Below are 26,631 nucleotides of genomic sequence, written 5' to 3' on the forward strand. Positions count from 1 at the left end.
GTGCATGGCCCGACATGTTCCCTACGACGATCCCGGAAGCCCGGATCTCCGATCGCCCTGGCGGTACCTGTGGTGGCTGGTGCGCATGCAGCGGTGGCGGGTGCTGGCCGGGGCGTGGTGGGGGTCGCTGTGGATGTGCGGGCTGATCGTGCCGCCGTACCTCATCGCCAGGGCTGTCGAGGTCGGGCTCCGAGGTGGCGATCGCGCTGGGCTGGTGTGGTGGTGCGGGGCGCTCGTCGTGGTCGCGGGGCTGCTGGCGCTCGTCGGGGTGGCGCGGCACCGGACCATGACGCTGGTGCGGACCGATGCCTCGTTGCGGACGGCTCAGGTGGTCGTGCGGCACGTCACCCGGCTGGGTGGAGTGGTGCGGCGGAAGGTTTCCACTGGTGAGCTGACGTACCTGCAGAGCGGGGACACGGCTCGGATCGCGCACGCGTTGACCAGCACCGGGCCCGGGGTCGGGGCTGTGGTCGCGTACGTGGTTACTGCGGTGCTGCTGGTGAGGATCTCGCCGCTGGTCGCGGTGGTGGTGTTGCTGGGCGTGCCGGTGCTGGCGGTCGTCACCGGTCCCGTGTTGCGGCGGTTGCACGGGGTGGAGGCCGGGTATCGGCAGAGCCAGGGGGAGTTGAGCTCGCGGGCGGGCGACATCGTGGCCGGGCTGAAGGTGTTGTCCGGGATCGGTGGGAAGCCGGCGTTCGCCGAGCGGTTCGAACGCAAGTCGCGCGAGGTTCTGCGCGATGGGTACCGGGTTTCGGTGTGGCTGAGCTGGGTGCAGGCGCTGACCTGGGGGTTGCCCGCGCTGTTCCTGGCCGTGGTGACGTGGATCGTGGCGCGGATGGCCGTGACCGGGGCCGTCTCGATCGAGGAGATGCTGGCGGTCTACCTCTACGTCACGACGTTGATCGTGCCGGTCAGCTTCTTCATGGAAGGGGCCGACGCCATTCCGCGGGCGTTGGTGTCGGCGCGGCGGGTGGTCGAGATCTTGCGGCTGCGGCCGGAGTCCGATGTGGACGACGCTCCGGTCCTCGACGTCAAGACCGGTGCGTTGACGGTGGTGGTGTCGGCGAACGCGACGGCGGCGAGGGAAGCCGTCGATCGGTTGCCGGGAGTGGTGGCGGACAACGACGACTACCTGTTCGCCGGGTCGGTGCGGGACGCGGTGTCGGTGGCCGAGCACGGCGATGGTGAGCTGGAACGGGCGATCTGGGCGGCCGCCGCGGTGGATGTCGTGGAGGCGTTGCCGGACGGGCTCGACTCGCACCTGGAGTCCCAGGGGCGCAACGTTTCCGGTGGGCAGCGGCAGCGGCTCAGGCTCGTCAGGGCGTTGCTGAGCGAACCGGATCTGCTGGTGCTGGTGGAGCCGACGTCGGCGCTGGACGCGGTCACGGAGGCGGCGGTGGCGCGGAGGGTGAAGGAACAGCGGCAGGGGCGGACCACCGTGGTCGTGTCCTCGTCGCCGTTGTGGATCGGACAGGCGGATCAGACGGTGTTCCTGGAGGGTGACCGATGACGGCCAGGCTGCCGATCGCGGACCGGCGCGAGGTGCGTCGCGCGGCGGTGCGGCTGATGCGCGGTGAGCGGCGTGCGCTGGTCGTCGTGCTGGTGCTCACGGCGCTGACGGCGTTGACCGGGCTGGTCGGGCCCTACCTGCTCGGGAAGATCGTGGGCGGGGTGCAGGCCGGGACGCTCACGCTGTCCACTGTGGACCTGATCGCGCTGGGCGTGCTGGCCGCGGCGGTCGTGCACCTGTTGCTGGTGCGGTACAGCGCGGTGCAGACGACGCGTCTGGGCGAGCGGTTGCTGGCCTCGTTGCGCGAGGAGGCGGTGGCGCGGTCGATGGCCCTGCCCGCGCGGGTGGTGGACCGGCTGAGCGTCGGAGATCTGCTGACGCGCGTGACGAGTGACGTCGGCACGGTCGGGCAGGCGTTGCGGGACAGCGTTCCTGAGGTGCTCACGGGTGTGGTGCACCTGGTCGTGGTGTTCGCGGCGACGTTCCTGCTGGACCCGGTGCTCGGTCTCGTCGCGCTGGGCGGGACGCCGTTCGTCGTGTGGGTCCTGCGCTGGTATCTCGCTCGTGCGCGCGCTGCGTATCTCGCGGAGAGCGAGGCGAACGGCGACGTGGCGGAGATCTCCGCGGCGGTCGGTGAGGGCAGCCGGACGATCGAGACGTACGGGCTGCGGGAGCGGATGGTGGGGCTCGCGGACGACACCATCGCGCGCTCGTACCGGACGCGGCTGAGGACGTTGTGGCTGCGCAACGTGCTGTTCCCGGTGGCAGGCTTCCTGAACACCCTGCCGACCGCGCTGGTGCTGCTCGTCGGCGGGTTCGTCTACGCGGCCGACGGCGTGCGGATCGAGGTCGTCGTCACGGCCGCGCTGTGGGCGTGGCGGCTGGTCGAGCCGATGGACCGGATCATGTTCTGGGTCGAGTTCCTGCAGCGCGGCGGGGCGTCGTTCGCGCGGATCGAGGGGATCGGGGCGCAGATCGAGCCGCCGCCAGCTGTCGGTGTCCCGGAGAGCGACCGCATCGAGGTTCGCGGGGTGCGGTACTCCTATGTGGACGGACATGAGGTGCTGCACGGCGTGGACCTCGTGGTGCAGCCGGGAGAACGGCTCGCGGTCGTCGGCGTGTCCGGTGCCGGCAAGTCGACGCTGGGCAGGTTGATCGCCGGAGTGGACCGGCCCGCGGAGGGTTCGGTGCTCGTGGGTGGCGTGCCGGTCGCGGACCTGGTGGCGGCGGGCGAGCAGGAGATCGTCCTCGTCACGCAAGAACATCACGTGTTCATCGGGACGTTGCGGGAGAACCTGGCGATGGCCGCGCCGAACGCGCCGGACGAACGGCTCGTCGAAGCGTTGCGGACCGTGGACGCCGGGTGGTTCGACGAACTGCCGGACGGGCTCGACACCGTGCTCGGCGCGGGCGGGCTGGAGCTGGATCCCGCGCGGGCACAACAACTCTCGCTCGCGCGGGTGGAGGTCGCCGACCCGCACACCCTGGTGCTGGACGAGGCGACGTCCTCACTCGACCCGGCCACGGCCAGGCACGCCGAGCGCGCGATCGCGGCCGTGCGGGAGAGCCGCACGGTGATCGCGATCGCGCACCGGCTGCAGACCGCGCGGGACGCCGACCGGATCGCGGTCGTCGACGCGGGCCGCATCGTGGAGCTGGGGTCGCACGACGACCTGGTGGCCAGGGACGGCACCTACGCGACGCTCTGGCGCTCCTGGCACGGCACCTAGTAGTTGCTGGACCTGCCTGGCCCAGTCGATTTTGGTGCGCTGGGCCAGGGCGTGGACACGGGCGCCGTCCGCGCAGGGGCTCTGTCCACACGAAGATCGAGCAGGTGCCGCACCGGACGTATTCGCTGTCCTCGCAGGCGTTTCGGCCTGGCGGGCACCGGACGGGCCGGGTCGTACGGGCGGGCGTAGATGGCGAGCACGCCCTCCACGCGGGCGGCGAACTCCGCGTGCGCTCGTGGTCCAGGTTCGGGATGTCCTCGGGGAGCTCGACGTGTCTTTCCAGCAGCCGCAACGACCACCGGGTATGCCTCGCCGGCGGTGCCGAGCACGCCAGGGCAACGCCGGCCGCACCCCGGTCACAGTCAGCCGAAGCAGCTCTTCACGATCCCGCGCGGTCAACCTGACCGGTCGCTTCAACAAGACCTGCTGGACAACAGCTTCGACACGCTGCTAGATCGGCACCTGGACCGAGTCGCCGTCAGCCAGTCCGACGGCCACCGACGTCGTACCCGCGGGCGCTATCCAGGCGTCAGGGCGGCGGTCCGGCCCGATCCGGAACCCGAAGTCGGCCACGACGGTCCCCAGGTCATCTGGCAGCCGCACCCGTGCCGGCAGCCGCGCGCCCTTGCTCGTCCTCGAGCCGGCCACCCCCTGGGAGAACGTGCCGTTCGCCCGGTAGATGGCGGCGTACGTCTCGCCGTTCGCCTCGAACACGGAGGCGAACCTGCCGTCCGGCAGCCACGCGCGCACCTGCCACTGGCCGAACGCGCCGTCAGCCACGAGGTAGTCGAGCACTCCGGCCCGTTGCATGTCCCGGAGCGAGAACATCGACTTCGTCTGGGGGTGCTCGTCCTGCTTGTCGGAAGCCCACACGCTGTCGTTCCAGCCGAGGCCGGTGTGCGGCTTGAAGGCACCCTCCGGTCCGTAGTCCTGCTTCGCCATCAGCGGTTCCTGGAGGAAGTCGTCGTCTGCGGGCTGGGTGTCGGATCGCACGAACACCGGCTTGTTCTCCTGCGGGGTGCTCACCACGGCCACGCCGGTTCCACCCGTCTCGAGTGCCCACCACTTCCGCGACAGCCGGCCGTCCTCGCCGCGCACCGGTTGTTGTGACCAGTACACGGTCCGGCGCAGGGTCAGCACGACGTTCGTCGACTGGTCCGCGCCGAAGCGGTAGATCCCGCGTTCGCGTTCGCCGTCGAGGAGGAGCTCGCGATCGACCACCTCGTTCGTCGCGACCAGACCGACGAGGGTCATCGGCGTGGGCGTGCTCGCCACCCGGACCGGCTGCACGATCAGCACCGCCGGTCCTGACGGTGTGCGGCCCGCCCAGAAGACGTGTGCGGGAGCGGAGAAGTCGGTGATGCGGTCAGGTGCTTTCTGTGTGCTTTGCCACACGCGCAACGCCTGCTCGATGTCCGTCCGGCTGGACGCGAGGTCACCGCTCGTGGCCGCCGTGAGCCGTTCGTCGTGCGTGAGCAGCGGGTCGGAGGGATGGCGGGTCAGCACCACTCCCGTGATCACGCCCGCGACCAGCGCGATCGCCGCTGTCACGGACAGGAGCTTGCGTGTGTGTCGTCGTCGCCCACCGGCCATTACGTCCCCCACGAATCCGGGCCGCACGTCCAGGTCTGCCGTCGCGGCCTCCATTGCTTCCTTCAGTTCCACGTCAGCACCTGCTCACCCATCAGTTCCCGCATGCGGGCGAGGCCCCGCGAGGTCTGGCTCTTCACCGTGCCGATGCCGCAGCCCAGCGTGCGGGCGGTCTCGGCCTCGCTGAGGTCGTCGAAGAACCGCAGCACCAGAACCGCGCGCATCTTCCGAGGCAGCTGCCCCAACGCGCGCACCACGCTGTCCGCGTCCACGACCTGCTGTTCGTGCCCCCGAGACGTAGGTACCGCCCCCAGTTCCAGCGGTGCCTCCGGCTTGCGGGACCGTCTGCGCCAGCGGTTCGCGGCCGCGTTGGCCAGTGCCGTGCGCGCGTAGGCTTCCGGTGAGGTCCTGATTCGGCGCCACTTGCCGTACATGCTCATGAGGACGTCCTGCAGAATGTCCTCAGCGGCGCCTTTGTCGCCGCCGCACAGCAGGTAGGCGGTGCGCAACAGAGCCTGTGAGCGCAACGCCACGAAGTCCTCGAAGTCCTGCATGTCCCCCCTTCGGCGGTTGTCGAAGGTACTGACACCGGGCGGGGCGGCAAGGTTGTCAGGCGACCGTTTAGACTCAGATCGACTCCAGACGACGAGGGAGATACGCGTGGCCGAGATGACCGTTGAACTGGTCGCCGTTGAACGCCGCCTGTGGTCCGGCAAGGCCACCTCAGTTTCGGCGCAGACGACCGAGGGCGAGATCGGCATCCTGCCCGGTCACGAGCCCGTTCTCGGTCAGCTGGTCGAGGGTGGTGTGGTCCGCATCCGCACGACGGACGGTGGCCTCGTCACCGCCGCCGTGCACGGTGGCTTCCTCTCCGTGACCGGCACCGGCGTATCGATTCTCGCCGAGGACGCCGAGCTCGCGGGTGAGATCGACGTGGCCGCGGCCCGGACGGCGCTGCAGGACGCGGACGATGCAGAGCGCGCACGTGCGGCAGCGCGCGTGCGGGCCGTGGAACAGTCGGCCTGAGACCGGGCGCGAGGGCCCAGCCGTGGGGATCACCGAGATTGCCGGACTGATCCTGCTCGTGGTGGCGGTGGTCATCGCCTACTTCGCCTGGCGCCGGATCCGGTTGCTGCGCGAGGGCGGTGTGCACGTAGCGCTGCGCAGCCAGTTCGACGATCGCGGCCGTGGCTGGCACCTGGGCGTGGGGCACTACCGGGGCGACCAGTTCGCCTGGTTCCGGGTGCTCTCGCTCGGGTCGGGGCCGGATCAGATGATCGCCAGAGACGGCCTCGAGATCGACGCGCGCCGCGAGCCCACCGGGCCGGAGGCGTACGCGATGCCGGCCGGGGCCACGGTGCTGCGCTGCAAGGTCGGCACTGGCGAGATCGAGATCGCGATGGGCCCGGACGCGCTCACCGGATTCCTGTCCTGGCTCGAGTCGTCGCCTCCTGGCCGGACGATTCCCTGGGCCTCTTAGCACGATGAAGGGCGCCTTCATCCACCCCTGACGTGGATGAAGGCGCCCTTCGTCGTTCGCTAGGCGTTCTCGCCGGGCTGCCAGAGGACGTCGCCGTCCGGGTTCGCCACCCTGGCCAGGATGAAGAGCAGGTCCGACAGCCGGTTCAGGTACTTCGCCGTGAGCACGTTGGTGTGCTCGGCGTCGGCCTCGATGAGCGACCACGCACGCCGTTCCGCGCGGCGGGCGATGGTGCGGGCCTGGTGCAGGAGGGCGGCGCCGGGGGTGCCGCCGTTCAGGATGAACGAGTCGAGCTTGCCCAACCGCTCGTTGAACGTGTCGCAGTAGCCCTCCAGGCGGTCCACGTAGGCCTGGGTGATGCGCAGCGGCGGGTACTTCGGGTCCGGCACGATCGGCGTGCAGAGGTCCGCTCCGACGTCGAAGAGGTCGTTCTGCACCTTGCGCACGACCTCGAAGACGTCAGGGGCCAGCTGACCGAGCGCGAGGGCCACGCCGAGCGCCGCGTTGGTCTCGTCGACGTCCGCGTACGCCTCGATGCGAGGCGAGGTCTTGGGGACGCGCGAGAAGTCGCCGAGGCCGGTCGTGCCGTCGTCGCCGACCCGCGTGTAGATCTTCGTGAGATGTACCGCCATGACCGGCACTCTAGGAGATCCACCCGGAGGTCAGCTTCTGCACGGCCGAGCCGTCGAGGTCGGCGAGCTTCACGCCGTTGAACTGCCGAGCCCAGTCGGACGTCTGCACGCGGAACGGCGGCTGCTCGGCGGTGAGGGCCTCCATGATCGTCGCGGCGGCCTCGTCGGGCGTCTGGGCGCCGGAGAACGACGTGGAAGTGCGGCCCACGTAGGCCTTGAGCTGCGGTGCGTACGGGCCTGCCGCTTCGAAGACGGTTTCGACGTCCACGCCCACGTTGGCGACGAACTCGCTGGCCACGGCGCCGGGCTCCACGACGGTGACGGTCACGCCGTGCTGGGCGGCGACCGGCGCGAGGCTCTCCATCATGCCCTCGACCGCGAACTTGGCCGCGCAGTATGCCTCGTTGAACGGCTGGCCCACGACGCCGCCGACGCTCGTCACGGTGATCAGGCGGCCGCGTGCGGCGCGCAGGTGCGGCATCGCGGCCTTGGTGACCTGCACCACGCCGAAGAAGTTGGTCTCCATGACCTTGCGGAAGTTGTCGACCGAGTCGGTCTCGACCGTGCCGATGTGGCCGGCGCCCGCGTTGTTGACCACGGCGTCGAGGCGGCCGTAGTCGCGGATCACGCCGTCGATCGCGGCGGTGATGGAGTCGCCGTCGGTCACGTCGAGCTGGCGGACGTCGATGTCCGGGCTCGCGGCGCGCAGGGCGTCGGCACGGGAGGTGTCGCGCATCGTGGCCACGACCTGGTGACCGGCCTCGGCGGCCTGGACCGCGGCGGAGAGACCGATGCCGGACGACGTGCCGGTGATCAGGACGATCATGATGCTCCTCAGTTCATGTCCATAATAGTTATTGACATGAACTAGTATGCCTCGCAATAGTTCATGACGTCAACTATGATGCTCGTCATGGACAAGGTCAGCTCGGAGGTCGTGTCGCTGCTCGCGCGGATCGTGCAGCGCTACACCAAGGAGTACGAGCAGGCCGCCGCTGCGCAGGACCTGACGTCCGTTCAGGCAAAGGTGCTGGTGGCGCTGGACGAGCCGCAGCCGATGCACTGGATCGCCGACAAGCTCGGATCCGAGCGGTCCAACGTCACCGGGATCATCGACCGGCTGCAGGCACGCGGGCTGGTGGAACGGCGGCCCGGTGAGCAGGACCGGCGGGTGAAGTACATCGTCGCCACGGACGAGGGGCAGCGGCTGGCCCGGGAGTTCCAGGCCGCGCTGCAGTTCGCGGCAGAACCGCTCGCCTCGCTGGGCGCGGCTGATCGTCGTCAACTGAGGGATCTGTTGCAGCGCATGCTGAGTGACTAGGTCTGTGCGCAGGTACGTAGGATTGCCGCGTGAGCGAGCATTTCCGAGTACACGGTGGCGCACGTCTGGTCGGCGAGGTTGATGTCGTCGGCGCCAAGAACAGCGTCCTCAAGCTGATGGCCGCTGCTCTGCTCGCGGAGGGCACAACAACCCTCACTAACTGCCCCGACATCCTCGACGTGCCGCTGATGGCGGACGCGTTGCGCAGCCTCGGGTGCGAGGTCGAGCTCGAAGGTGACGTGGCGCGGATCACGACGCCGCAGGAGCTCAGCTACCACGCGGACTCCGAGGCGATGGGCAAGCTGCGGGCGTCGATCTGCGTGCTGGGGCCGCTGGTCGGCCGGTGCAAGCGCGCGGTCGTGGCGTTGCCGGGTGGTGACGCGATCGGCTCGCGGCCGCTCGACATGCACCAGAGCGGGCTGGAGAAGCTCGGCGCCAAGACGTGGATCGAGCACGGTTGCATCGTCGCCGAGGCCGAGGGGCTGCACGGCGCGCAGATCTGGCTCGACTTCCCGAGCATGGGCGCCACCGAGAACATCCTGATGGCGGCCGTGCTGGCCAACGGCACGACGGTGATCGACAACGCCGCGCGCGAGCCCGAGATCGTCGACCTGTGCCTGATGCTCACGCAGATGGGCGCGAAGATCGAGGGCGCGGGCACGTCCACGCTGACGGTGCACGGCGTGACTGAGCTCAAGCCGACCGAGCACCGCGTGATCGGCGACCGGATCGTTGGCGCCACCTGGGGTTTCGCCGCCGTCATGACGCGCGGCGACGTGCGCGTGCGCGGCGTGAACCCGCACCACCTCGACCTGGTGCTGGAGAAGCTGCGCATGGCGGGCGCCGAGGTGACCGTCTACGAGGGCGAGGACGAGGGTTTCCGCGTCGTCATGGACGGGCGGCCCAAGGCGGTCGACTTCGTGACGCTGCCGTACCCCGGTTTCGCCACGGACAACCAGCCGTTCGCGATCGCGCTGTCGGCTGTCTCCGAAGGCACGTCGATGATCACCGAGAACCTGTTCGAGGCGCGGTTCCGGTTCATCGACGAGATGATCCGGCTCGGGGCCGACGCGCGCACGGACGGTCACCACGCGGTGATCCGCGGCGTCGAGCAGCTGTCGAGCGCACCGGTCTGGGCTTCGGACATTCGCGCTGGTGCCGGGCTCGTGCTGGCCGGTCTGTGCGCGGACGGGGCCACCGAGGTCTACGAGATCTTCCACATCGAGCGCGGTTACCCTGGGTTCGTGGAAAACCTCCGCAAGCTCGGTGCCGACGTGGAGCGCGTCAGCTAGGTCTTCAGCACGAGCCGCGCGTTCGCGACGTCCGCCGGGAACACCATCACCCGGTACGGCGCGTGCCGCGAACGCGTGGCGCGCACCCCGTTCGCCTTCAGCTTCCGCACGAGGACGTTCGCGGCCTCCTCCGTGGGCACGATCGCGACCTCGCTCAACAACCCGAAGTCCGAGCCGTCCAGATCCGGCACGGCCCGCTTGTCGTTGCCCACGAAGTACCTCAACGCCAGAGCCAGCAGTCCGAGCACCCCGAACACGACCACTGCCTGGTAAATCGCCGTCACCCCTTCATCATGCTCTTGCGGTCACGATTCAGTGAGCAAGCGCACGCGCAGCAATGGTTACCGGCCAGTACGCTCCGATGAACGACATGTGGGAGGTTGCTGTGCCGTACCCAGCTGACCGTGAGCGCGACCGCCCCTGGGTGATGCGGACGTACGCGGGTCACTCGTCGGCCGCGGCTTCCAACGCGCTCTACCGCCGCAACCTCGCGAAGGGCCAGACGGGGTTGTCGGTGGCGTTCGACCTGCCGACGCAGACCGGTTACGACCCGGACGACGAGCTCGCGAAGGGCGAGGTCGGCAAGGTCGGCGTGCCGATCAGCCACATCGGCGACATGCGGCAGCTCTTCGACCAGATCCCGCTCGCCGGCGCCAACACGTCGATGACGATCAACGCGACGGCCATGTGGCTGCTCGCCATGTACGTCACCGTGGCGGAGGAGCAGGGCGCGGACCCGTCGACGCTGGCCGGCACCACGCAGAACGACATCATCAAGGAGTACCTGTCCCGCGGCACTTACGTGTTCCCGCCGGGACCGTCGCTGCGGCTGATCACCGACATGGTCGCGTGGACCGTGTCGAACGTGCCCAAGTGGAACCCGATCAACATCTGCAGCTACCACCTCCAGGAGGTCGGCGCGACGCCGGCGCAGGAGGTCGCGTACGCGATGTGCACGGCGATCGCGGTCCTCGACTCGGTGCGCGACTCCGGCCAGGTGCCGGTCGAGAAGTTCGGTGAGGTCGTCGCCCGCATTTCCTTCTTCGTGAACGCCGGTGTGCGGTTCATCGAGGAGATGTGCAAGATGCGCGCGTTCGCCCAGCTGTGGGACGAGATCACGCTGGAGCGCTACGGCGTCGAGAACCCGAAGCACCGCCGGTTCCGCTACGGCGTGCAGGTCAACTCGCTGGGTCTCACCGAAGCCCAGCCGGAGAACAACGTCCAGCGCATCGTGCTGGAGATGCTCGCGGTGTCCTTGTCACGCAACGCCCGTGCCCGCGCGATCCAGCTTCCCGCGTGGAACGAGGCGCTCGGCCTGCCGCGTCCGTGGGACCAGCAGTGGGCCCTGCGCATGCAGCAGGTCCTGGCCTACGAGACGGACTTGCTGGAGTACGACGACATCTTCGACGGCTCGCCGGTGATCGAGGCGAAGGTGAACGAGATCCTCGCCGGTGCGCGCGAGGAGATCGACCGCGTGCAGGCGATGGGCGGTGCCGTCGCGGCCGTCGAGTCCGGCTACATGAAGTCTCAGCTGGTGTCGTCGCTGGCGGACCGCCGTCGTCGCGTCGAGTCCGGCGAGGAGATCGTCGTCGGTGTCAACAAGTTCGACACCACCGAGCCGTCGCCTCTGCAGGCCGAGGGCGCCAACGCGATCGAGACCATCGACCCGATCGTCGAGATGCACGCGGTCGAGGCGATCCAGCAGTGGCGCGCTTCCCGTGACAACGCCGCGGTTGCCGCGGCTCTGGATTCGTTGCGCGAGGCCGCGAAGACCGACCAGAACCTCGTCGAGGTGACGCTGGCTTGTGCGCGTGCCGGCGTGACGACCGGTGAGTGGTCGCAGGCGCTGCGTGAGACGTTCGGCGAATACCGTGCGCCCACAGGCGTTTCCGGTGCTTCGGCCTCGGGTGAGGCCGGCTCGGAGATCGCACGCGTGCGGGACCGGGTGCGCGGGACAGGCGAGGAGATCGGCGAGCGGCTGCGCATGCTGGTCGGCAAGCCGGGTCTCGACGGCCACTCCAACGGCGCCGAGCAGGTCGCCGTGCGTGCCCGCGACGTCGGCTTCGAGGTCGTCTACCAGGGCATTCGCCTCACGCCGTCGCAGATCGTGGCCGCGGCCGTGCAGGAGGACGTGCACGTCGTCGGCCTCTCGATCCTGTCCGGCTCGCACCTCGAAGTCGTGCCCGCGGTGGTCGACGGACTGCGCGAGGCCGGTGCCGGTGACATCCCGGTGATCGTCGGCGGCATCATCCCGCCGGACGACGCTTTGAAGCTGCGTGAGCGCGGTGTGGCGCGGGTGTTCACGCCCAAGGACTACGAGCTGACCGAGATCATGGACGAGATCGTCACCGTGATCCGCGAGGTGCATTCCTTGGCCTAGCGGCCTAGATTCGGGGCATGGTCGACGTTGCGCGTGAGGGCTCGGTTGTCCGCATCACGATGAACCGCGCGGCGAAGCGCAATGCGCTCTCCGCCGAGCACCTGACCGAGTTGCTGGAGGCGTTCCGGGAGGCCGGTTCGTCCGACGCGGCCGGCATCGTGCTGGCTGCCGAGGGGCCGGTTTTCAGTGCTGGGCACGACTTCGCGGATGTGCACGCCCGTGACGAAGAGGGCGTGCGGCTGCTGCTGGAGCTGTGCACGGTGCTGATGAGGACCATTCAGGCCGTGCCGCAGGTCGTGATCGCGCGCGTGCAGGGGTTGGCGACGGCTGCCGGGTGCCAGCTGGTGGCGTCGTGCGATCTCGCGGTGGCCTCGCTGGACGCCGGATTTGCCTTGCCCGGTGGGAAAGCCGGGTGGTTCTGCCACACGCCCGCGGTGCCGGTCGCGCGGTCGGTGGGGCGCAAGCGGTTGATGGAGATGGTGCTCACCGGGGACGTCGTGGACGCTGCGACGGCCGTGGAGTGGGGTCTGATCAACCGCGCGGTGCCGGCCGCGGAGCTCGATGAGGCCGTTGACGAGTTGCTGGCGCGGGCCACGAGGGGCAGCCGGGCGTCGAAGGCCGTGGGCAAGCGGACGATCTACGCGCAGCTGGACCGGCCGGAGGCCGACGGCTACGAGATCGCGCTGGCCGTCATGGCCGAGACGTCGCAGTCCCCGTCAGCCAAAGAGGGGCGGGCGTCGTTCCTGGAGAAGCGGCCGCCCGTGTGGCCCGACTAGTCGCGAGAAGGCTCAACGCGTCGGCGTTCGGGCCCGGCTCGGCCCGGTAGATCACGAGGAACTGGCCGGGTGCCTCGCGGACGTCGAACGAGTGGTAGTCGAGCTTCAGCGGGCCGACCGCGGGATGCACGAACTCCTTGGCGTCCTGGGTCTTCCCGCGCACCTCGTGCTGCTCCCACAGCTGTTCGAACACCGGGTGCCGGTTGAGCTCGGCCACCATCTGCCGCAGGCGCGGCGATTTCGGGTCGGCCGTGCCGCGCAGGTGTGCGACGGTGCTCTGGGCCACCCAGTGCCAGCGCGGGTAGAAGCTCGTGGCGGCCGGGTCGAGGAACGTCATCCTGGCGGCGTTGTCGGCCGGGGTGAACGGCTCGTACAGGGCTTCGGCCAGCGGGTTCACGGCGAGGATGTCGAGCAGCGAGTTCATCACGAACGCCGGCATGTCGTGCATTCCGCTGATGAGCTGCCTCAGTTCGGGGCTCACGACGTCCGGTGCGTGGCCCTCGTCGGCGACGACTCCGGCCAGGCGGTGCAGGTGGTTTCGCGCGTCGGTGTCGAGCCTGAGCGCGCGGCTGAGCGCGTCCAGGACCTGGGCCGACGGGTTGGTCTCGCGGCCCTGTTCGAGGCGGGCGTAGTAGTCGGCGCTGACGCCCGCCAGGACGGCGACTTCTTCTCTGCGCAGGCCCTTGACCTTGCGCTGGGTGTGGCTGGGCAGGCCCGCGTCCTCGGGATTGACGCGGGCGCGGTGGGCCTTCAGGAACTCGCCGAGCACGTCTCCGAGGTTATTCGGCCGCGCGGACTTCTGCCCGGGTGTGCCACACCTAGGGAAAAGGTGTCCTGGCTGGCGCTGTTTCCGCTGGTCATCGTTGTGGACATGAGCAAAGTCGTGTTGATCAGTGGAGCTTCCAGCGGCATTGGCGAGGCCACGGCCCGTGTGCTGGCCGAGGCAGGGCATCAGGTGTTCCTCGGGGCGCGGCGGGAGGACCGGCTGGCTGCGTTGGCTGCCGAGATCGGTGGTGCCCACGCGCCGCTGGACGTGACCTCGCGCGAGTCCTTCCAGTCCTTTGTGGACGCTGCGGTCGAGAGGTACGGGCGGGTGGACGTCCTGGTGAACAACGCGGGCGTGATGCCGTTGTCCCTCGTGGAGTCGCTGAAGGTCGACGAGTGGGACCGGATGCTCGACGTGAACGTGCGTGGCGTGCTGTACGGGATCGCCGCGGTGCTGCCCCGGTTCACCGATGGCGGTCACGTCGTCAACGTCGCCTCGATCGCCGCTCATCTGGTCGTGCCCACGGCCGCGGTGTACTGCGCGACGAAGTACGCGGTGCGGGCGCTGTCCGAGGGACTGCGGCAGGAGCGCACCGACCTGCGGGTCACCGTGATCTCGCCCGGTGTCACGGAGTCCGAGCTGGCGGACACCATCACGGAGGACTACGCGACGTCGATGATGGCGGAGTACCGCAAGATCGCGCTGCCGGCCTCTGCCATCGGTGACGCCATCAGGTACGCGATCTCACAGCCCGCCGAGGTCGACGTCAACGAGATCGTGGTGCGGCCGGTGGCGCAGCGCTAGGCCCCGGTCGTCGAGCCCGGCCGGAGGATCATCAGCACCGTCACGGTGGCCCACAACAGGTTGAAGAGGCCTGTGTACATCGCCAGGTGCTCGACGTCGTCGGACTTCAGCGCCTTCTCCTGGCCGGGCAGGATTTTGAGGGCCAGCACGAACGCGGCGGCGGTGGTGAGCGCGATCGACACGATCACCCAGGGGTGGCCGGTCACGCCCATCACGCCGGCCGTCGCGAAGCCGAAGACCGGTACCGAGATGCCGATGAGGGCGTAGACGCGGCAGATCCGGTGCAGGAGCTCTGGGTTGCCGTCGTCGCGGACGGCTTTGGGGAACATGCTGGCGGCCACGGTGACCGGGCCGATGGCGATGATCGCGGCCAGGACGTGCAGCGAGAGGAACAGCTTGCTCACGCGGCCCTCCAGGCGGTGCCGCGGCGTTCGTGGGCGAAGAGGGTTTCGACTTCGAGCGCTTTCTGGGCGCCGACCTCGCGTTCCACCAGGTAGAGGCCCAGGTCGACGCCGGAGGTCACGCCGGCGGCGGTCACGAGGTCGCCGTCGTCGACAATTCGCGCGCGGACGGCGTTGACGCCCATGGACTCCAGCGCGCGCAGGCCGAGGTGGTTGGTGGTCGCGGTGCGACCGCCGATCAACCCCGCCATCGCCAGCACCAAGGACCCGCCGCACACGGTCGCGACCGTCAGCCCGGGCGTGTCGAGCGCTTGTTCCATCGGCCCGGCGAGGGTGCCGGCGGCTGCGGCCAGCAACGGGACGATCTCGTCCTCCGCAACACCCGCAGCACCTGGGACCAGCACGATTCCTGGTCGTTCCGGATCGAGTGCGGCTGTTGCCTTCAGCGACAACCGCGCACCGCTCTCCACTTCACGCGGGCCTTCCGCGGTCACCAGTTCGGCGTGGATTCCGCCTGCTGTCAGCGTCTCGTACGGCCCGATCGCATCCAACGGGTCGAACCCGTCGAACAACACCACCTGAGCGAGCATCCGCCCTCCTTCGTCTGTGATCACGACGGTAGGAGCCACGCGAGCCGGCGAGAACTGGCTGGAATGCCATGTTCCAACGGATTCTCGCCAGCTACGGTGGACGTCATGCACGAGGTGGCGGTACTGGTGATGGACAGCGTCGTCCCGTTCGACTTCGCCGTGGGGGTCGACGGCTTCAACTGGACCGGCCGGTACCGGGTGCGAGTCTGCGGTCCGAAGAGGACTGTGAAGGCCGAGCTGTTCGAGCTGAAAGTGCCGCACGGACTGGAGTTGCTGTCCGAAGTGGACACGATCGTGCTGCCAGGCCACGATCCGGACCTGGTCGTTCCCGAACGCGTGCTCGAGGCGCTCAGGCAGGCGGCGGCGAGAGGGGCGCGGATCGCGTCGATCTGCACGGGCGCGTTCGTGTTCGCCGCTACCGGCCTGCTGGACGGGCTGCGGGTGACGACGCACTGGCTGGGGGCCGAGGAGTTGCAGGCGCGGCATCCGGAGATCGAGGTCGACCCGGACGTGCTCTACGTCGACAACGGGCAGTTCCTGACGTCGGCGGGTGCCGCGGCCGGGCTGGACCTGTGCCTGCACATGATCCGGCGCGACCACGGTTCGGCCGTGGCGGCGGATGCGGCTCGGATGGCCGTGATGCCGCTCGAGAGGGAAGGAGGGCAGGCGCAGTTCATCGTGACGCCACCCGCCACACCGCAGGGCGCGGAGCTCGAGCCCGTGCTGCGCTGGATGGAGGCCAACGCGGCGCGCGACCTGACGCTGGTGGAGATCGCCGGCCGCGCGGGGATGAGCACGCGGACGTTGAACCGGCGGTTTCGCGAGCAGACCGGCACGACGCCGTTGCAGTGGCTGCACAGGGCGAGGATCAGGAATGCCCAGCACCTGCTCGAAACCACCAGGCAACCCGTCGAGGTGATCGCGGGCAAGGTCGGGTTCGGGTCGGCCACGGCGTTCCGCGACAGGTTCAAGCGGATCGCCGGGACGTCACCGCAGAACTACCGGGCGGCGTTCCAGCAGAACTAGGGCTGAGAGTGCTCGTGCAGCAGCAGGAGCGTGTAGGCGGCGATCGACTGCGCGTCGGTGATCTCGCCCTTCGCGATCATCGTCTCGAAGGCGGCGCGCGGGAACCAGGCCGAGCGCATGTCCTGCTCCTCGTGCTCCCGCTCGTGGAAGCCCTCGGTCAGCTCGGTAGCGAGGAACACCCGTCCGCGCTGCGACGACATGCCCGGCGCGACGTCGATCACGCCCAGCTCGGTCATCTTGCCCGCGCGCAGGCCGGTCTCCTCGCGCAGCTCGCGGACGGCGAGCGAGAACGGGTCGGCGGAAGCCCGGTCCGGAGCCGTGCCCTGAGGGAACTCCCAGCGCCGCATCCCGATCGGGTACCGGAACTGCTCGACGAGCCGCACCCGTTCGCCGTCGAGCGGGATGATCAGCGCGAAGTCCGGCTTGTCGATGACGCCGTAGATGCCGGTAGTGCCGTCCGCGCGCCGGATCTCGTCCTCGCGAACGGTCATCCACGGGTTTGCGTACACCTCACGGGTGCCGAGGCTCTCCACGCCACGGACCGTACCTAACGTCCCGTTTCTGGACACACCCCGTAGCCTGTCGCGGTGCGTCTCGTCATCGCTCGCTGCCAGGTCGACTACGTAGGCCGACTCACCGCCCATCTGCCGATGGCTCAGCGACTCCTGCTGATCAAGGCCGACGGCTCGGTGTCGATCCACTCCGACGACCGTGCCTTCAAGCCGTTGAACTGGATGAGCCCGCCCTGCTGGCTGATCGAGGACCCGGACATCTGGACGGTGCAGAACAAGGCGGGGGAGAAGCTGATCATCACCCTCGAAGAGGTCATGCACGACTCCAAGCACGAGCTGGGCCCGGAACCCGGACTGCAGAAGGACGGCGTCGAAGCCGACCTGCAGAAGCTCCTCGCCGAGCACGTCACGACGCTGGGCGACGGCTGGACGTTGGTGCGCCGCGAGTTCCCGACCGCCATCGGCCCGGTGGACCTGATGTGCCGCGACTCCTCGGGCGTCTCGGTCGCCGTGGAGATCAAGCGGCGGGGCGAGATTGACGGCGTGGAGCAGCTCACCCGGTACCTGGAGCTGCTGAACCGCGACCCGTTGCTCGCGCCGGTGCAGGGTGTGTTCGCGGCGCAGCAGATCAAGCCGCAGGCACGAGTGCTCGCCGAGGACCGCGGGATCCGGTGTGTGGTGCTGGACTACGACGCGTTGCGCGGCATCGAGCCGGACGAGTTCCGCCTGTTCTGATAGGCCACCATGAGCGTGTAGTCCCACGAGTCGAGCCGGCTGTGGTCGAGTTCCCGCAGCCGTTCGATCGCAAGACACACGGCGCCCGCGTCGGCCAACGCGCCGACCTCGTTCCGCACCGCCCGGGGCAGCGCTTCCCAGCCCGGCCCCCGGCCACAGGGTTCGCAGATCTCGCCCTGGTTGTGGTCGCAGCCCAGGAGCGGCCGGTCGCAGGACGGGCACGTCCAGCTCGCGTGCCCGTAGTCGGCTTCCGCGCAGGAGCAGGTCCTCTTCAGCGCTCTGCTGCCGTAGGAGGCCAGTTTCATGTACTCCATGGTGGGAAGTCGCCCCCCGGCGAGCTCCGCCAGCAGGTAGCCGGCCCGGATCGGGCTGGTCGCGTCGATCATCGCGCCGACCTCGTCCCGGACGGCCTGTGGGAGCGCTTCCCAGTCCGGTCGCGACTGGCAGGTGTTGCAGACATCGGCGTTGTCGCCAGGGCCGATGACCGCCCCACGGCACAAGGGGCACAGCCAGATCGTCTGCCGGTGATCAGTCACCGGGCCAGTGTCGGCACCCCCGATGCCCGCCGCATCCCATTTCTGATGAGCGCCCCAACTCAGGTCGTGGTTTCGTGATCACGCACACGGGGTAAGACCCCGCGCACCTGGAGTAGTGTCCTCTCCTGGTCGTTCATGTTCGACTTTGTGGAAGTCTGGGAGGTGGGCCGTGCGAGTGCTGGCCGAAGCGGACCTGCGGCTTGACGCGGGACCGATCGACTACGCGTTGCTCGTCATCTACTTCGTGGTGGTGCTCGGCATCGGCGTGATGGCACGACGATCCGTCAGCTCCAGCCTCGACTTCCTGCTGTCGGGGCGATCACTGCCGGCGTGGGTCACCGGGCTCGCGTTCATCTCCGCGAACCTCGGCGCGCTCGAGCTCATGGGCATGACGGCCAACGGCGCGCAGTACGGCCTGGCGACCGTGCACTACTACTGGATCGGCGCCATCCCCGCGATGGTGTTCCTCGGTCTCGTGATGATGCCGTTCTACTACGGCTCCAAGGTGCGCAGCGTTCCCGAGTTCATGCGCCGGCGGTTCGGCAAACCGGCTCACCTCGTCAACGCCATCAGCTTCGCCGTCGCGCAGATCCTGATCGCGGGCATCAACCTGTTCGCGCTCGCGGTGATCATCGACGCACTGCTCGGCTGGCCGCTGCCGGTGTCGATCGTGGTCGCGGCGCTGGTGGTGCTCGCGTACACGACGCTCGGCGGTCTGAGTGCGGCCATCTACAACGAGGTTCTGCAGTTCTTCGTCATCGTGGCCGCGCTCGCGCCGCTCACGATCATCGGCCTGATCAAGGTCGGCGGCTGGCAGGGGCTGGTCGAGAAGGTCACCGACCAGGAGCAGCTGAGTGCGTGGCCCGCGACGGAGCTGACCGGCATCCAGAACCCCGTGTGGAGCGTCATCGGCCTGGTGTTCGGTCTCGGCTTCGTGCTGTCGTTCGGTTACTGGACCACGAACTTCGCCGAGGTGCAGCGCGCGATGAGCGCGAAGTCCATGTCGGCGGCCAAGCGCACGCCGATCATCGGTTCGTACCCGAAGGCGCTCATCCCGGCGATCATCATCATCCCCGGCATCATCGCCGCGGTGATCGTGCCGGAGATGGCGCAGCTCAAGTCCGGCGACACGAGCAGTGGGGTCGTCTACAACAACGTGCTGCCACTGCTGATGCGCGACCTTCTGCCCAACGGCATCCTCGGGATCGCGATCACGGGTCTGCTGGCGAGCTTCATGGCCGGTGTGGCGGCGAACGTCAGCTCGTTCAACACGGTCTTCACGTACGACCTGTGGCAGGACTACATCAAGAAGGACCGGCCGGACGAGTACTACCTGCGCGTCGGACGGCTGGCCACGGTCGGTGCGTGTGTGCTCGCGATCGGCACGGCGTTCATCGCGGCGGCGCTCGGCGGGTCCAACATCATGGACTACATCCAGGCGCTCTTCTCGTTCTTCAACGCGCCGCTGTTCGCGACGTTCATCGTCGGCATGTTCTGGAAGCGCATGACGCCCACCGCCGGTTGGGTGGGTCTGCTCGCGGGCACGTTCACCGCGATGTTCATCTACGCGATCTCGGAGCCGTCGTTCGGCATCAAGCTGCTGGAGCTGCCCGGTCAGGGCGCGAGCTTCCTCGGCGCGGGTCTCGCGTTCGTGGTGGACGTCGTCGTGTCGGTCGCGGTCAGCCTCGTCACGCGGCCGAAGCCGGACAGCGAGCTGGTCGGGCTGGTCTACAGCCTGACGCCCAAGGAAGACCGCTCGCACTCCACCACCGGCGAGGACGCGGGCTGGTACCGCTCGCCCGCCCTGCTCGGCGGCGGAGTGCTGGCGCTGACGACCGTTCTCTACATCGTCTTCGGCTGAGGGAGGCCGTCATGAGGCTGTTCGACCTGCGACTGATCATCGCTTTCCTCTTCGGCCTGTACGGCGTTGTACTGGTCGTCATAGGCGTCGGGTTCACGTCCGACGCGGACCTGAAGAAGGCCGAAGGGGTCAACATCAACCTGTGGGCCGGCATCGCCATGGTGGTGCTGTCGGCGTTGTTCGCCGTGTGGGCGACGCTGCGGCCTCAGTTCGCGGACAAGAGCGAGCCGCTCAAGGAAATGTGAGCTACGACTGCGGACGGCCTGGGTAAACAGGGTTGAAGGCCTCGATCGTCCACGCGTCGAGCCAGTTGAATGCGCGGCGAATTCGGTTAACCACGTCTCTCCTTCTGTCGGGGTCTTCACCAGGTACAGCGCGTTGATCTTCTGAATCGTTCCCGTAGCGCTGGGTGACATGTGCCACGGGGGAAGTCGGGGTACCGCCCACGAACGTCCGAGAAGGTCGCTACCGTGCACGTCGTGCTCCGTTTTCGTGCCACGGCCGTGGTCGCCGCCGCTGCTCTGCTGATGGCCGGCTGCGCGACCGGTCCCGGTCTCGCCAAGACCCACTCGCCGCGCCGCACCGTGCAGGCGGGGGCGGACGCGAGCTCGACCGACCCGTCGACCAAGCCGTCCGCGCAGCCGAACAAGCCGGTCGACCCGGCGTTCGCGGCGGAGCGGATGCGGCTGGTCAACCCGTGCGCGTTGATCGACAAGGACGTGTTGCAGACGGTCGGCACGCCGTCGAGGTACACGAGCAGCAACTACACGCGCTGCTCGAACTACATGAAGGACAAGGCCGGCAAGACGCTCAACATCAGCGTCGACGTCGGCTACACGTTGACGTCCACCGACCTGAAGAACGCGAACAAGCAGCTCGCCGGCCTCAAGAGCAGCGAGCAGAAGCTGACGTCGTCGTGCTTCGTCACCGCGGTCACGCAGGAGAACCCAGGTCAGGCCCTGCGGATCCAGGTGAGCACGGGCAGTGGCAACGAGGCGGTGGCCGACACGTGCGAGCCTTCGCGCAAGGTGCTCGAGGGTGCCGTCCGCAAGGCCAAGGGCAACCCGCAGAAGTACACCCCGCTCAAGGGTTCGCCGGTCGAGGTCGACCCGTGCGCGATCGTGGACAGGGCGACGCTCGCGCCGGTGGTCGGTGCCTCGCCGCGGTCACTCGCGTTCGGTCTGCACCAGTGCTCGTGGTCCGGGCAGGGCGCGTCGATGGAGCTGGAGTTCAAGACGGCGCGCATCCCGAAGGACGGCAAGTTCGACCGCGACTCGGCCGAGGTCGACCTCGGTGGCGTGAAGGGGTACCAGGTGCTCAAGGACGGGCCGTTCCCGACCTGCGAGCTGGTCGTCGTCCGCACGAAGGACTCCAGCGACGCCGGCGAGATCGCGGAGTTCCAGGTGGGCGCGTCGAAGGAGAAGACGACGGACCGCTGCCAGGCGGCGCAGGCGTTCGCCAAGGCAGTGCTCCCAGCCCTGCCCAGCGCCTGACGGGGCCAGGCGGGGGCTGAAAGTTCTTCAAGTACGCGTTAGTGTCGAGGTTACTGGCGAGTACCCGGGAGGGCTCATGACGCAGACCGCTTCGGACAGCGCGCTGTCGGCCGATGGCGAGCAGCGGCGGTTCGCTTCACTGGACCCGCGCACGGGCGAGGTCGTCGCGCATCACCCGATCCACACGGCGGCCGAGGTCGAGGACGCGGTGTCCTCGGCACGCGATGCCTCCGCGTGGTGGGCCGGCCTCGGATTCGAGGGGCGCAAGACCAAGCTCGACGCGTGGCGCAGAGTGCTGTCGAAACGCGCCGACGAGTTCGTCGCGCTGATCAGCGCGGAGACCGGCAAGCCCGCCGACGACTCGCGGGTCGAGATCGCTCTGGTCATGGACCACCTGCACTGGGCCTCGCGCCATGCGGGCCGTGTGCTGGGCAAGCGCCGGGTGTCCTCGGGCATGCTGATGTTCAACCACAGCGCGACGCTGGAATACCGGCCGTTGGGCGTCATCGGCGTCATCGGGCCCTGGAACTACCCCGCGCACACGCCGATGGGTTCGATCTCGTACGCGCTCGCTGCGGGCAACGCCGTGGTGTTCAAGCCTTCTGAGTTCACGCCTGGTGTGGGCACGTTCCTCGCGTCGACGTTCTCCGAGGCCGTGCCGGAGTACCCGGTGTTCCAGGTCGTGACGGGCTTCGGTGAGACGGGCGCGGCGCTGTGCACGTCCGGCGTCGACAAGCTGGCGTTCACGGGCTCCACGCGGACCGGCAAGAAGGTCATGGCCGCGTGTGCCGCGACGCTGACGCCGGTGCTGGTCGAGTGTGGCGGCAAGGACGCGCTGATCGTCGACACCGACGCCGACCTGGTGGCCGCTGCCGAGGCCGCGATGTGGGGCGCGGTGTCCAACGCGGGCCAGACGTGTGCGGGCGTCGAGCGCGTGTACGTGGCCGAGGAAGTGGCCGACGAGTTCATCGAGATCGCCGTGAAGCGGGCGCTCAAGCTCAAGCCGGGTGGCGAGCCGAGCGCGAACCTCGGGCCGATCACGATGCCGTCGCAGGTGGAGATCATCCGCGAGCACGTGCAGGACGCGCTGGACCGCGGTGGCAAGGCTCTGGTGGGTGGTCCCGACTCGATCAGGCCGCCGTACGTCGAGCCGGTCGTGCTGACGGACGTGCCGGAGGACTCGCTCGCGATCACCGAGGAGACGTTCGGGCCGACCGTGGTGATCAACCGCGTGCCGAACGCGCTGGAGGGCGTGCGGCTGGCGAACCAGTCGAAGTATGGGCTGGGCGCCGCCGTGTTCTCCCGTTCACGCGGCGAGGAACTGGCGCGGGAGCTGCGGGTCGGCATGGTGTCGGTCAACGCGGTGCTGACGTACGCGGCGATTCCCGGGCTGCCGTTCGGTGGCGTGGGCGACTCCGGGTTCGGGCGCATCCACGGCGAGGACGGGCTGCGCGAGTTCGCCTACCCGAAGGCCGTGACGAAGCAGCGCTTCAAGGCTCTGCTCAACATGACCACGTTCGACCGGTCCTCGTTGGCGGGCAAGCAGATGCTGCGGCTCGCCCGCCTCCTCTTCGGTCGGTGATCAGGCGCCGAGCTGGGTCCTGAGGTCGTCGAGGACGACGTTCGCGGCGAGCACGCCGAGGCCGAGGAAGTAGGTCTCGTCGAGCACCGGCTTGGCCTTGCCCGCCTTCACGGCGTTCAGGCCGCTCCACAGCGGGCCGCCGAGGACGCCTGCCTGCGCGGTCTTGGCCGGGTCGCCGTAGGTGGAGTAGACGATGAAGTCGCCGTCGGCCTTGCCGATCTGCTCCGCGCTGACCTCGGCGGCCAGGTCGTCGACCTGGGACGGGGTCGGCTGGCCGATCTTGGCGTCGGTCAGGATCGTGCCGATGAATGACTTCTTGGCGTAGAGGCGGATCTTGCCCGGCATGAAGCGCAGCGCGGTGACGGTCGGGCGCACGCCGAGCTTCTTCTCGACGGCGTTGCCGGTCTCGGTGGCCTTGTTCGTGTAGTCCTCGAGCATCTTCGCGGCGTCGGCCTGGCGGTCGAGCGCGGCGGCGTTGAGGAGGAAGTTCTCCTTCCACACGTAGCCGGGGCGCACGGAGAAGACGGTCGGGGCGATCGCCGAGAGCTTCGGGTAGAGGGCCTCGGCACGCAGTTGGCTGCCGAGGATCAGGTCCGGGTTGAGCTTGGTGATGGCCTCGAGGTTGAGGTTGTTGGTCGTGCCGACGTTCTCCGGCGTGCCGCCCTTGTCGCCGATGTAGGACGGCATGGTCGGCGAGCCGTCCGTGTACGCGATGCCGACGGGCTTGATGCCGAGGGCGACGACGTTGTCGAGCTCGCCGGTGTCGAGCACGATCACTCGTTCGGGTTTCTTCTCGAGCTTGGTCTCGCCCATCGCGTGCTTGATCGTGCGGGGGAACTCGCCGGGCTTCGCCTGCGTGCCGAAACCGTTGCTCAGCTCGTAGGCCTTGCCGAAGTCCTCGCCGCCCTGGGCGACGGTGGGCTTGTCAGGCGTGCTCGAGCCGCAGGCGGTCAGGGTTAGCGCGACTGCGACGAGCAGCGCTGCTCTCTTCGACACGACGTTGTTCCTCCGCTACCTGGAGTGATGTTGACCAGCGTTTATTAGGGCAGCCTAACGGTACCGGGGTCCTTTGCCCGTTCCGAGTGTCAGACCCCCGGAGTAAGAAGGAACACGGTCACCGCCGATCGGGAGGGCTCTCGATGAAGAAGATCATCAATGATCCGGAAACCGTGGTTCAGGACGCGCTGCGGGGGATGCAGGCTGCCCATCCCGATCTGCTGTCCGTGCACTACGACCCGGCTGTCGTGGTGCGCGCGGACGCCCCGGCGCAGGGCAAGGTCGCGATCATCTCGGGTGGCGGGTCCGGCCACGAACCGCTGCACGGCGGGTTCGTCGGGCGCGGGATGCTCGACGCGGCCTGTCCCGGCGCGGTCTTCACGTCGCCGACGCCGGACCAGGTCGCCTCGGCCGTGTCGCTGACCGATGGTGGCGCGGGTGCGTTGCTGATCGTGAAGAACTACACCGGCGACGTCATGAACTTCGAGATGGCCGGTGAAATCGCCGATTCCGAGGTGCGCTCGGTGGTGATCGACGACGACGTGGCGGTGCAGGACTCGCTCTACACGGCCGGCCGGCGCGGGGTCGGCGGCACGGTGCTGCTGGAAAAGATCGTGGGCGCGGCGGCGGACCGCGGCGACTCGCTGGACGCTTGTGTCGCTCTGGCCGAGCGGGTGATCGCGTCGGTGCGGTCGATGGGCCTTGCGCTGACCGCGTGCACGGTGCCGCACGTGGGCACGCCTTCGTTCGAACTGGCCGACGACGAGATGGAGATCGGGATCGGCATCCACGGCGAGCCGGGTCGCCAGCGAGTGCCGGTCGGGACGGCTTCCGAGATGGTGTCGGCGTTGCTCGATCCGATTCTGGAGGACCTGCCGTTCTCCTCCGGTGATCGGGTGCTGCTGTTCACGAACGGCATGGGCGGCACGCCGTTGATCGAGCTGTACTTGGCGCACGGGATCGCGGAGCAGTTGCTGGCTGATCGGGGGATCATGGTGGAACGCAGGCTCGTCGGGCCTTTCATCACCAGTCTGGAGATGCAGGGCATGAGTCTCACGCTGCTGAAGCTGGACGACGAGATGGTTTCGCTGTGGGATGCGCCGGTGCACACTCCCGCGTTGCGGTGGGGGGTCTGAGGTGGGGTGCACGGCTGCTGACGTGGTCGCGGCGTTGCGATTGGCGGCCGGGGTGATCCAGGAGCACCGCGATGAGCTGGTGCGGCTGGACCAGGCGATCGGGGACGCTGATCACGGCGAGAACATGCGGCGCGGCTTCACCGCGTTGTTGTCCCGTTTGGACAGTGAGGAAGCCACCTCTCCCGGCAAGGTTCTGAAGCTCGTGGCCACCACGCTCATCTCCACAGTGGGCGGTGCGGCGGGCCCGTTGTACGGCACGGCTTTCCTGCGGGCCTCAGCCGCGGTCGGAGATCTTCAGGAGCTGGACTGCGACGCCGTGGCCCGCGCCCTGCAAGCCGCTCTGGACGGCGTGGTGGCGCGCGGCAAGGCCGTGGTCGGCGACAAGACCATGGTCGACGCCCTGACCCCAGCCATCGCCGCGGCCGCATCCGTGGACGGTTCCGTGGCCGCGGTGCTGTCCGCCGCAGCCGACGCGGCGGCCGAGGGTGCGGAGTCGACGGTGCCCATGGTGGCGCGCAAGGGGCGTGCTTCCTACCTGGGTGAGCGCAGCGCCGGCCACCTCGACCCAGGTGCCCGTTCGACAGCCCTGCTGCTGCGAGCGTTCGCTGATGCGGCGGCCAAGGCATGACGGCGCGCATAGGTCTGGTCATCGTGTCCCACAGCGACATGCTCGCCAACGGAGTAGCCGAGCTCGCCGGCCAGATGGCCCCGGACGTTGCTGTTCTACCTGTGGGCGGTACGGAGGAAGGCTCGCTCGGTACCGACTACGGCTCGGTGGTCGAGGCGCTGGCCGATGCCGACTCCGGTGCCGGCGTGGTGGTCCTCTACGACTTGGGCAGCGCGAAGATGACCGCTGAGATGGCGGTGGAGTCTGCTGACGAGCCCTCTCGGTACACCGTTGTGGACGCGCCACTCGTGGAAGGTGCCGTTGCCGCGGCTGTTGCGGCTCAAGGTGGGGGCTCTCAGGCAGAGGTGGCCGCTGCGGCGGAGGGAGCATCCGGTGAAGCTCCCGCGGCGATCACATCCCGGCCCGCACTGCATTTGGTGCAGGGGGCTGTGTCGGCTGAGGTGTTGTTGACCAATGAGGTCGGGTTGCATGCGCGGCCGGCTGCGTTGCTCGCGCGGACTGTTGCTGAGCTCGATGCCGATGTGGTGGTGCGGTACGGGGAAGGGGAGGCCAACGCGGCGAGTGTGCTGGCGTTGATGGGGCTCAGTGCGCCTGGGGGTGAGGCGATCACTGTGGTGGCTACTGGGAAGGACGCTGGGGAGGCGGTTCGGCGGATTGAGGAGTTGGCGGAGAGGGGGTTTGACGACTGAGCTGTCTGGTTCGTTGGTCGTGACCTTGCTGTCCGCGGCCGGGTGGGGGGTCGGGTTGGGTTGGGCGGGTTCTGTTGCGTGCGAATCGCGACTTTGGGCTGGTGGTCGGGTTGCGTTGAGCGAGTCCCGTTGCGTGCGAACCGCGACCGGGCGGGTGGTCGCCTT

The 26,631-nt window shown here is 68.6% G+C and carries 29 protein-coding genes; 18 read left to right on the top strand and 11 right to left on the bottom strand.

Annotated features, from left to right (window positions below; all coding sequences use genetic code 11):
* Positions 1 to 4 precede the first annotated feature (4 nt).
* Entirely contained in the window at positions 5 to 1,510 is a 1,506-nt protein-coding gene (locus UK23_RS20190; RefSeq protein WP_082114815.1) for an ABC transporter transmembrane domain-containing protein, read from the top strand.
* A complete protein-coding gene (locus tag UK23_RS20195) occupies positions 1,507 to 3,240 on the top strand; it encodes an ABC transporter ATP-binding protein (RefSeq protein WP_045313129.1) in 1,734 nt (577 codons plus the stop codon). The genes UK23_RS20190 and UK23_RS20195 overlap by 4 nt, the downstream gene beginning before the upstream one ends.
* Before the next feature lie 450 nt (positions 3,241 to 3,690).
* Here UK23_RS20195 and UK23_RS20200 read toward each other — a convergent pair whose 3' ends face one another.
* Positions 3,691 to 4,905: a hypothetical protein gene (locus tag UK23_RS20200; RefSeq protein WP_156213247.1), complete on the bottom strand. Its 1,215-nt coding sequence runs from the start codon at positions 4,903 to 4,905 to the stop codon at positions 3,691 to 3,693.
* Positions 4,896 to 5,384 carry a SigE family RNA polymerase sigma factor gene (locus tag UK23_RS20205; protein ID WP_045313131.1) on the bottom strand — a complete coding sequence of 163 codons (489 nt, stop codon included), beginning with the start codon at positions 5,382 to 5,384 and terminating at the stop codon, positions 4,896 to 4,898. The genes UK23_RS20200 and UK23_RS20205 overlap by 10 nt, the downstream gene beginning before the upstream one ends.
* Before the next feature lie 106 nt (positions 5,385 to 5,490).
* Here UK23_RS20205 and UK23_RS20210 point away from each other — a divergent pair, with 106 nt between their 5' ends.
* Together UK23_RS20210 and UK23_RS20215 are read left to right on the top strand one after the other, a co-directional pair.
* Positions 5,491 to 5,856, top strand: a complete 366-nt coding sequence (locus UK23_RS20210; RefSeq protein WP_045313132.1) for a F0F1 ATP synthase subunit epsilon — start codon at positions 5,491 to 5,493, stop codon at positions 5,854 to 5,856.
* Between the two features lie 22 nt (positions 5,857 to 5,878).
* The gene (locus tag UK23_RS20215) at positions 5,879 to 6,310 is read left to right on the top strand and encodes a DUF2550 domain-containing protein (RefSeq protein ID WP_045313133.1); all 432 of its coding nucleotides are present in this window, start codon (positions 5,879 to 5,881) and stop codon (positions 6,308 to 6,310) included.
* 59 nt (positions 6,311 to 6,369) lie between these two features.
* Here the strand turns inward: UK23_RS20215 and UK23_RS20220 are convergent, their stop codons facing one another.
* Together UK23_RS20220 and UK23_RS20225 are read right to left on the bottom strand one after the other, a co-directional pair.
* Positions 6,370 to 6,942: a cob(I)yrinic acid a,c-diamide adenosyltransferase gene (locus UK23_RS20220; protein WP_045313157.1), complete on the bottom strand. Its 573-nt coding sequence runs from the start codon at positions 6,940 to 6,942 to the stop codon at positions 6,370 to 6,372.
* Positions 6,943 to 6,952: 10 nt separating this feature from the next.
* On the bottom strand, positions 6,953 to 7,768 hold the full coding sequence (locus UK23_RS20225) for an SDR family oxidoreductase (protein ID WP_156213248.1): 816 nt from the start codon (positions 7,766 to 7,768) through the stop codon (positions 6,953 to 6,955).
* 87 nt (positions 7,769 to 7,855) lie between these two features.
* Here UK23_RS20225 and UK23_RS20230 point away from each other — a divergent pair, with 87 nt between their 5' ends.
* Positions 7,856 to 8,263, top strand: coding sequence for a MarR family winged helix-turn-helix transcriptional regulator (locus UK23_RS20230; RefSeq protein ID WP_231114591.1), 408 nt, complete (start codon positions 7,856 to 7,858; stop codon positions 8,261 to 8,263).
* A 29-nt stretch (positions 8,264 to 8,292) separates the two neighbouring features.
* Complete coding sequence (murA, locus tag UK23_RS20235; RefSeq protein WP_045313135.1) at positions 8,293 to 9,555, top strand: UDP-N-acetylglucosamine 1-carboxyvinyltransferase; 1,263 nt, start codon at positions 8,293 to 8,295, stop codon at positions 9,553 to 9,555.
* Here the strand turns inward: murA and UK23_RS20240 are convergent.
* Positions 9,552 to 9,839 carry a hypothetical protein gene (locus tag UK23_RS20240; RefSeq protein WP_045313136.1) on the bottom strand — a complete coding sequence of 96 codons (288 nt, stop codon included), beginning with the start codon at positions 9,837 to 9,839 and terminating at the stop codon, positions 9,552 to 9,554. The genes murA and UK23_RS20240 overlap by 4 nt on opposite strands.
* A gap of 101 nt (positions 9,840 to 9,940) precedes the next feature.
* On the opposite strand from UK23_RS20240, the gene UK23_RS20245 reads away from it, so the two are divergent.
* On the top strand, positions 9,941 to 11,935 hold the full coding sequence (locus UK23_RS20245) for a protein meaA (protein WP_045313159.1): 1,995 nt from the start codon (positions 9,941 to 9,943) through the stop codon (positions 11,933 to 11,935).
* A 17-nt stretch (positions 11,936 to 11,952) separates the two neighbouring features.
* Positions 11,953 to 12,711, top strand: coding sequence for an enoyl-CoA hydratase-related protein (locus UK23_RS20250; RefSeq protein WP_045313137.1), 759 nt, complete (start codon positions 11,953 to 11,955; stop codon positions 12,709 to 12,711).
* Here UK23_RS20250 and UK23_RS20255 read toward each other — a convergent pair.
* Positions 12,626 to 13,480: a helix-turn-helix transcriptional regulator gene (locus tag UK23_RS20255; RefSeq protein ID WP_045313138.1), complete on the bottom strand. Its 855-nt coding sequence runs from the start codon at positions 13,478 to 13,480 to the stop codon at positions 12,626 to 12,628. The two genes, UK23_RS20250 and UK23_RS20255, sit on opposite strands and share 86 nt — an antisense overlap.
* Positions 13,481 to 13,582: 102 nt before the next feature.
* Between UK23_RS20255 and UK23_RS20260 the strand changes: the two genes are divergently transcribed.
* A complete protein-coding gene (locus UK23_RS20260; protein ID WP_082114819.1) occupies positions 13,583 to 14,281 on the top strand; it encodes an SDR family oxidoreductase in 699 nt (232 codons plus the stop codon).
* Here the strand turns inward: UK23_RS20260 and UK23_RS20265 are convergent.
* Together UK23_RS20265 and UK23_RS20270 are read right to left on the bottom strand one after the other, a co-directional pair.
* A complete protein-coding gene (locus tag UK23_RS20265; RefSeq protein WP_045313140.1) occupies positions 14,278 to 14,685 on the bottom strand; it encodes a hypothetical protein in 408 nt (135 codons plus the stop codon). The two genes, UK23_RS20260 and UK23_RS20265, sit on opposite strands and share 4 nt — an antisense overlap.
* On the bottom strand, positions 14,682 to 15,272 hold the full coding sequence (locus UK23_RS20270; protein ID WP_045313141.1) for a DJ-1/PfpI family protein: 591 nt from the start codon (positions 15,270 to 15,272) through the stop codon (positions 14,682 to 14,684). Before UK23_RS20270 ends, UK23_RS20265 begins: the two co-directional genes overlap by 4 nt.
* Before the next feature lie 105 nt (positions 15,273 to 15,377).
* Here UK23_RS20270 and UK23_RS20275 point away from each other — a divergent pair, with 105 nt between their 5' ends.
* On the top strand, positions 15,378 to 16,298 hold the full coding sequence (locus UK23_RS20275; protein ID WP_045313160.1) for a helix-turn-helix domain-containing protein: 921 nt from the start codon (positions 15,378 to 15,380) through the stop codon (positions 16,296 to 16,298).
* Here the strand turns inward: UK23_RS20275 and UK23_RS20280 are convergent.
* Positions 16,295 to 16,831 carry an NUDIX domain-containing protein gene (locus UK23_RS20280; RefSeq protein ID WP_045313142.1) on the bottom strand — a complete coding sequence of 179 codons (537 nt, stop codon included), beginning with the start codon at positions 16,829 to 16,831 and terminating at the stop codon, positions 16,295 to 16,297. The two genes, UK23_RS20275 and UK23_RS20280, sit on opposite strands and share 4 nt — an antisense overlap.
* A 54-nt stretch (positions 16,832 to 16,885) precedes the next feature.
* On the opposite strand from UK23_RS20280, the gene nucS reads away from it, so the two are divergent.
* Entirely contained in the window at positions 16,886 to 17,545 is a 660-nt protein-coding gene (gene nucS / locus UK23_RS20285; protein WP_045313143.1) for an endonuclease NucS, read from the top strand.
* On the opposite strand, the gene UK23_RS20290 is transcribed toward nucS, so the two are convergent.
* Positions 17,497 to 18,081 (bottom strand): hypothetical protein, encoded by a 585-nt coding sequence (locus UK23_RS20290; protein WP_156213249.1) that lies wholly within the window; start codon positions 18,079 to 18,081, stop codon positions 17,497 to 17,499. The genes nucS and UK23_RS20290 overlap by 49 nt on opposite strands.
* Before the next feature lie 169 nt (positions 18,082 to 18,250).
* Here UK23_RS20290 and UK23_RS20295 point away from each other — a divergent pair, with 169 nt between their 5' ends.
* From UK23_RS20295 to UK23_RS20310, 4 genes are all read left to right on the top strand, one after another.
* Positions 18,251 to 19,942 carry a sodium:solute symporter family protein gene (locus tag UK23_RS20295; protein ID WP_045313145.1) on the top strand — a complete coding sequence of 564 codons (1,692 nt, stop codon included), beginning with the start codon at positions 18,251 to 18,253 and terminating at the stop codon, positions 19,940 to 19,942.
* A gap of 11 nt (positions 19,943 to 19,953) precedes the next feature.
* A complete protein-coding gene (locus tag UK23_RS20300; protein ID WP_045313146.1) occupies positions 19,954 to 20,187 on the top strand; it encodes a hypothetical protein in 234 nt (77 codons plus the stop codon).
* 234 nt (positions 20,188 to 20,421) lie between these two features.
* Positions 20,422 to 21,435: a DUF3558 domain-containing protein gene (locus UK23_RS20305; RefSeq protein ID WP_156213250.1), complete on the top strand. Its 1,014-nt coding sequence runs from the start codon at positions 20,422 to 20,424 to the stop codon at positions 21,433 to 21,435.
* A 76-nt stretch (positions 21,436 to 21,511) separates the two neighbouring features.
* On the top strand, positions 21,512 to 23,017 hold the full coding sequence (locus tag UK23_RS20310) for an aldehyde dehydrogenase family protein (protein WP_045313148.1): 1,506 nt from the start codon (positions 21,512 to 21,514) through the stop codon (positions 23,015 to 23,017).
* Here UK23_RS20310 and UK23_RS20315 read toward each other — a convergent pair whose 3' ends face one another.
* Positions 23,018 to 24,013: an ABC transporter substrate-binding protein gene (locus tag UK23_RS20315; protein WP_045313149.1), complete on the bottom strand. Its 996-nt coding sequence runs from the start codon at positions 24,011 to 24,013 to the stop codon at positions 23,018 to 23,020.
* A gap of 143 nt (positions 24,014 to 24,156) precedes the next feature.
* Here UK23_RS20315 and dhaK point away from each other — a divergent pair, with 143 nt between their 5' ends.
* From dhaK to dhaM, 3 genes are read left to right on the top strand one after another with little or no spacing between them, the layout of a single operon-like run.
* Positions 24,157 to 25,149: a dihydroxyacetone kinase subunit DhaK gene (gene dhaK / locus UK23_RS20320; RefSeq protein ID WP_045313150.1), complete on the top strand. Its 993-nt coding sequence runs from the start codon at positions 24,157 to 24,159 to the stop codon at positions 25,147 to 25,149.
* Between the two features lies 1 nt (position 25,150).
* On the top strand, positions 25,151 to 25,777 hold the full coding sequence (dhaL, locus tag UK23_RS20325) for a dihydroxyacetone kinase subunit DhaL (RefSeq protein ID WP_045313151.1): 627 nt from the start codon (positions 25,151 to 25,153) through the stop codon (positions 25,775 to 25,777).
* A complete protein-coding gene (dhaM, locus tag UK23_RS20330) occupies positions 25,774 to 26,466 on the top strand; it encodes a dihydroxyacetone kinase phosphoryl donor subunit DhaM (RefSeq protein ID WP_045313152.1) in 693 nt (230 codons plus the stop codon). The genes dhaL and dhaM overlap by 4 nt, the downstream gene beginning before the upstream one ends.
* The last annotated feature ends 165 nt before the right edge of the window (positions 26,467 to 26,631 follow it).

Origin of the sequence: Lentzea aerocolonigenes (genome assembly GCF_000955955.1) — a bacterium.
GTDB lineage: Bacteria > Actinomycetota > Actinomycetes > Mycobacteriales > Pseudonocardiaceae > Lentzea > Lentzea aerocolonigenes_A.

Coding starts and splice junctions, on each gene's coding strand:
- UK23_RS20190 (WP_082114815.1), top strand. CDS start 5: ATGGCCCGACATGTTCCCTACGACGATCCCGGAAGCCCGGATCTCCGA.
- UK23_RS20270 (WP_045313141.1), bottom strand. CDS start 15,272: ATGCTCGCTCAGGTGGTGTTGTTCGACGGGTTCGACCCGTTGGATGCG.
- UK23_RS20275 (WP_045313160.1), top strand. CDS start 15,378: ATGCACGAGGTGGCGGTACTGGTGATGGACAGCGTCGTCCCGTTCGAC.
- UK23_RS20250 (WP_045313137.1), top strand. CDS start 11,953: ATGGTCGACGTTGCGCGTGAGGGCTCGGTTGTCCGCATCACGATGAAC.
- UK23_RS20260 (WP_082114819.1), top strand. CDS start 13,583: ATGAGCAAAGTCGTGTTGATCAGTGGAGCTTCCAGCGGCATTGGCGAG.
- dhaM (WP_045313152.1), top strand. CDS start 25,774: ATGACGGCGCGCATAGGTCTGGTCATCGTGTCCCACAGCGACATGCTC.
- UK23_RS20225 (WP_156213248.1), bottom strand. CDS start 7,768: ATGATCGTCCTGATCACCGGCACGTCGTCCGGCATCGGTCTCTCCGCC.
- UK23_RS20220 (WP_045313157.1), bottom strand. CDS start 6,942: ATGGCGGTACATCTCACGAAGATCTACACGCGGGTCGGCGACGACGGC.
- UK23_RS20205 (WP_045313131.1), bottom strand. CDS start 5,384: ATGCAGGACTTCGAGGACTTCGTGGCGTTGCGCTCACAGGCTCTGTTG.
- UK23_RS20195 (WP_045313129.1), top strand. CDS start 1,507: ATGACGGCCAGGCTGCCGATCGCGGACCGGCGCGAGGTGCGTCGCGCG.
- UK23_RS20230 (WP_231114591.1), top strand. CDS start 7,856: ATGGACAAGGTCAGCTCGGAGGTCGTGTCGCTGCTCGCGCGGATCGTG.
- dhaK (WP_045313150.1), top strand. CDS start 24,157: ATGAAGAAGATCATCAATGATCCGGAAACCGTGGTTCAGGACGCGCTG.
- UK23_RS20310 (WP_045313148.1), top strand. CDS start 21,512: ATGACGCAGACCGCTTCGGACAGCGCGCTGTCGGCCGATGGCGAGCAG.
- UK23_RS20300 (WP_045313146.1), top strand. CDS start 19,954: ATGAGGCTGTTCGACCTGCGACTGATCATCGCTTTCCTCTTCGGCCTG.